Raw genomic sequence first — 4529 nt, 5'->3', positions numbered from 1 at the left:
TAATTAACTCATTTGGTAGAGAAGATATATTATTTAGCTTAAATCCATTTAGAACTATGGATAGAGCTACAAGGAGCAATCTATTTTGTATCAATGCAATTCCAGTTGATGTTGATTATAAAAAGATTAAGGAGCTTAAAGATTTAGAGCCATATCAAGTAATTAAATTATTAGAAATGGACTTCTTTGAGAGCAAAATACCTACCCCTAACTTTGTAGAGTATGGAAATCAAATAAGACTTATATATAGTGTTGAAACTTGCTATATACCTAAGTTTAGAGATAATGTGGTAACACTAGCGAGAAGAATTTCAGAGGTGTTTTCACATGAGCTAAAAGAGTATGGAGCAGAAAAGCAGAACCTAGAAAGTTATTTTAGAATACCAGGAAGTATTAACACTAAGAATGGAGCAGAGATTAAAGTATTTTCTTATGATGATTCAGTAAGATATACTCTAAGTGAATTACAAGAGCTATGGCTTGATGAATTACCTAAGTGGTATAAGAAACGTAAAGGGCGTGTACAAGCTCCTAGAAAGGTCGTAAAGCTACATAACGTTTATTCTTTAAACTGCAATAGGTTAATGGACTTTGAGAAGATACAGAGCCATTTAAATAGCATTGGAGCAACAGAGCTTAGGGCAAGGTTATGCTTTCAGTATAGGAATTACACTTTAATAAAATTAAAATATCAAAATGGAGAGCTTAAAGCAGAAGATTATGAGTTTGCCAAAGAGGAAATGTTGAAGTTTAATAATAACTTTAATGAGCCACTAAGAGGACACATAATAGAGAGTGCTACAAGAGTTGTAAACTATCGTCAGTATCTTTACAAGAATGAAACTCTTATGGACTTCCTAGAGCTTGATTACGAGCTTTGTGAGAGGTTAGGACTAGAAAGTATCTATAAGATTAAAACTAGAGAAAAGAGAAACGAAGATTACTACAAAAAGAAACTAAAATTAGAGGGGAAAACATCTGAAAAAGAGAAAATTTCTCAAAGAAGAGCAAAAATTAAAGACCTTCTGCAAAAAGGTCTTAGTCAAAAAGAGATATATTTGAGCTTGAATATATCTAAACGTACTTGTATAAATGACGTTAAATTCTTAAAAGAGCAAGGTTTAATATAACCTTGTTCTTTTTGTATTATAAAGGATTTTATGAATTAATTCAATATTAGTGATATGAAAGTTATAAATAAAAAAGGTGCAAAATTTTAAGACCTATATGGAGGAACTTATCTCCTCGATGGGGTGGGTGGTGCATAAATATACCTTTCAGACTATTGCAAGTTGAATTTTTTATACCCCCATTTTTTAAGAGCTATATGGAGGAGCTTACTAGATTAGACAATATTTTTATTATGTTTATGGTATGGTGATAACAAGGGATTAAATGAATTTATAGGGGTGGGAACAATGGCTATAAAAGACGATTATATAAAGGTTAGGGTAAGCAAGGAGCAGAAGAAATTATTTAAGAGAGTAGCAGAGCTGAAAGGTATAACTCTGACAGAGCTATTAGTTGGTGGTACAGAAGAAAGAGCATTGAGAGAGATAAATAAAATTGATGGTGCAGAGAGCTTAGAGGAACGAGTGGCAGAGGTTGAGAAGAAATTACAAGAGATTAAATTAAAATTGGAGAGCCAAAGCTCAAAGAAAAAAAGTTTATTAAAAAATTTTTTTTATGATATAATAAAATACAGATTTATTGGTCGCTACTCCCGAATGGCGAGTTATAAAAAGGGAATTGGTACTACTCAAAACCAATTAAAACATGAGTGTAGCAACCGAGCAACTGCTACTGAAAAGATATAGGCTTAGGCTATGATTATCGTAAAGCTCGGGTGATTAATTATATAGAAGCTTAGGTGTACTTTTGCACTTTGGCAAATTGAACACAATAATTATACTGAATAGGTTAATTCGCAGTTAACCTATTCTTTTTTTATTGACAAAAATATGATATTTGATATATTAGATATATAGCAAATATAACGAGGTGTAAATATGAGTGATATTCAGTTAATTAGAGAAAATGAAAGATTAAAAATATATATAGAAAATTATAAAAATCAATTAAAAGATTTAGATGAAGAACATAAAAATGAGATTCAAAAATTAAAAAATGAATATACAAAACAGATAAAAGAGTTTGAAGATAAAATTAAGGATTTAGAGAGTAAGATAGACTTACAAAGTAAGAAAAGACAAATTACTGATGAACAAGTTCAGCAGATAAAAGACCTAAGAGCTAAGGGGTTGAGTTATAGAGCAATTCAAAATCAAACTGGCTGGAGTAGTGTAACTATAAATAGAGCATTGAATGGAATTTATGATTAATGTTAATTGGTAATAATACAATAAAACAGAGAGGGGTATTATATGAAAAATAAAGAGTTTAAATTAATTAAAGATGGTTATATATTTGAGTTTAACTATAATTTTGGTCATATTAATGTCGATAATGAATTAACTGGTGAATGTGAAGATTGTATTGAGGTTGGAATGGGAATTATATTTCCAGACCAACAAAGCTTTGAATCAAAATGTAATGAATGGTTAAGAAAAAGACGATAGAGCATTAGGGTTATATTTTGGGGAGAATGATATTGTTGAAATCAAGGTGGAGATTTTAAAAATTTTAGTGGCTGCAAAAATGGATGGAGGGACCCTTTAGGGAGCAGATCCATTTTTGCTGACTAAGAAAAATTTTAAAATACTACCTTGATGAAATGAAAAAATTAACGCTTGGAACTCAAAAGGGCATTGCCCCTTTTCGGCTAGTGCCGAGCGATAGAAAAAATTTTTGATTAAACTTTTTATAAAAAGTTTATGGGTGAGCGATAGCGAGGGCAAAGCCCTTAGCTCCATGCAATGGCACGTTTCTTGTTCACAAGAGTATAACGTGCTATACTCTAGATATGAAATATCGTAAAGAGTATCATAGAACGGAGTGAGAAATTTGACTATGGAATTTGCTTGGAATACTGAAAAAAATAAAATGAGTGATATAAAAGGCAAGGAAATGGAGCAAGAGCGTAAAGGCAAAATTTCAAACGAAGAGATTGATTTAGATAAGACCCATTTAAATTATGATTTGGTTGAGAGCAATAAGAACTTATACCAAAGAGTAAAAGATAGAGTTGAGGAAGTCAGAGCAGTATCAAGAATACAAAAAAATTCTGTGGTTGATTACTCAAATATCATAACTGTTCCAAAGGAGCAGTTTGAGAAATGGGGATTGGATAAATCAAAAAAATATTTGGAAGAAGTATATAATTATTTTTGTGAGGAATTTGGAAAGGAAAATGTTGTGTCGGCTAAAGTTCACTTGGACGAAACAACTCCACATATGCACCTTCATTTTGTGCCAGTAAATAAAGAGAATGGAAAACTTCAAGCTAGAAGTGTTATGAATCCAGTAAGAATTAATAAAATACATACTGAAGCTCCAAAGTATCTTCAGGAAAAAGGGTTTGAAGTAGAGAGGGGGAAGGGAAAGACTGAAAAGAGCCTTGATATTCACCGATATAAAGCCGAGAAAATGAAAGAAGAGGTAAATATCCTAGAAAGTAAATTAAAAGCATTAGAAAGCGATTTAAAGGAGATACAGATTGCAAGAAGCTCATTAAAGTATATAAATGATATTGAGTTTAAAAAGAGCAATTTAGGGTCTAAAATAAGCCTTAAAGAAGAAGAGTTTAATTTATTAATGGATTTAGCAAAGAGTAATATTAAAAGTATTGCAGAAATAGAGAAGCTCCAAAGGGAGCTAGAGAAAATTGAAAGTAAGAGCAGTGGGCTTGGTGATGAAAATAAAAATCTTAAAGGTGAGATAAAAAGCCTTAAATTAGACAATGAGAAGCTACAAAAAAAATTAGATGGAGTTGTAAAACAAGCTAAATGTTTAAGGTCTGCTATTGATGAACATTCTGATAGTGAAAATATACTTAAAAATGCTAGAGAAAAGTTCAATGCTCCAGAGCAAAAGCAAGAAGTAAAGACTAAAAATATTAAAAATAAAGATTGGGAAATTGGAGATTAAAAAATAATGTAATACTCGATATATAATGAATATTACACTTGTTTTTTAATTTTATTATAGGGGGCAGTTGCCCCTTTTTTAAAACAGGTAGCAAATTTTTCGACCTATATGGAGGAGCTTATCCCATAGGGGTATTAGATTTATACCTTGTTGTCAATAGATGGAAGAAAATTCATTGTCTAACAAGTAAATATAAAGTAAAATAAAATAGTCAAACAAAGGAGGTGAAGTAATGGTACAAGCAGTAAGAGAATTAGATAGATATAGTAAATCAGAAATTGAAGAATGTTCAGAGCTATTGAAATATATTTATGTGAATAATGATGAATGTTTTGTAAGGATTTTAAATAAGACTACAGGAAAAAATAAAGTATATCCAACAAGCTCATTAAAAGACCCAATGAAGTTAAGACAAGTAATTAACTCATTTGGTAGAGAAGATATATTATTTAGCTTAAATCCATTTAGAACTATGGATAGAG

Annotated in this window: 6 protein-coding genes; all 6 read left to right on the top strand. The window is 30.7% G+C overall.

The window, feature by feature from the left end; all coding sequences use genetic code 11:
• Positions 1-1130, top strand: a 1130-nt coding sequence (locus Q0Y03_RS15140) for a DNA-binding response regulator (RefSeq protein ID WP_297714624.1), incomplete at its 5' end; no start/stop codon positions are given.
• A 288-nt stretch (positions 1131-1418) separates the two neighbouring features.
• The gene (locus tag Q0Y03_RS15135) at positions 1419-1817 is read left to right on the top strand and encodes a hypothetical protein (RefSeq protein ID WP_297714623.1); all 399 of its coding nucleotides are present in this window, start codon (positions 1419-1421) and stop codon (positions 1815-1817) included.
• Between the two features lie 192 nt (positions 1818-2009).
• Positions 2010-2342: a hypothetical protein gene (locus Q0Y03_RS15130; RefSeq protein WP_291736579.1), complete on the top strand. Its 333-nt coding sequence runs from the start codon at positions 2010-2012 to the stop codon at positions 2340-2342.
• Between the two features lie 42 nt (positions 2343-2384).
• A complete protein-coding gene (locus Q0Y03_RS15125) occupies positions 2385-2579 on the top strand; it encodes a hypothetical protein (protein WP_177613417.1) in 195 nt (64 codons plus the stop codon).
• A 391-nt stretch (positions 2580-2970) separates the two neighbouring features.
• A complete protein-coding gene (mobV, locus tag Q0Y03_RS15120) occupies positions 2971-4047 on the top strand; it encodes a MobV family relaxase (RefSeq protein WP_297714625.1) in 1077 nt (358 codons plus the stop codon).
• Positions 4048-4279: 232 nt separating this feature from the next.
• Positions 4280-4529: hypothetical protein (locus tag Q0Y03_RS15115; protein WP_297714622.1), on the top strand; the 250-nt coding region annotated here is incomplete at its 3' end.

It is taken from the genome of Clostridium sp., assembly GCF_026168755.1.
Lineage (GTDB): Bacteria > Bacillota > Clostridia > Clostridiales > Clostridiaceae > Clostridium.
Note: the sequence above shows the minus strand (reverse complement) of the source record. Positions and strands in the feature narration are given on the sequence as shown.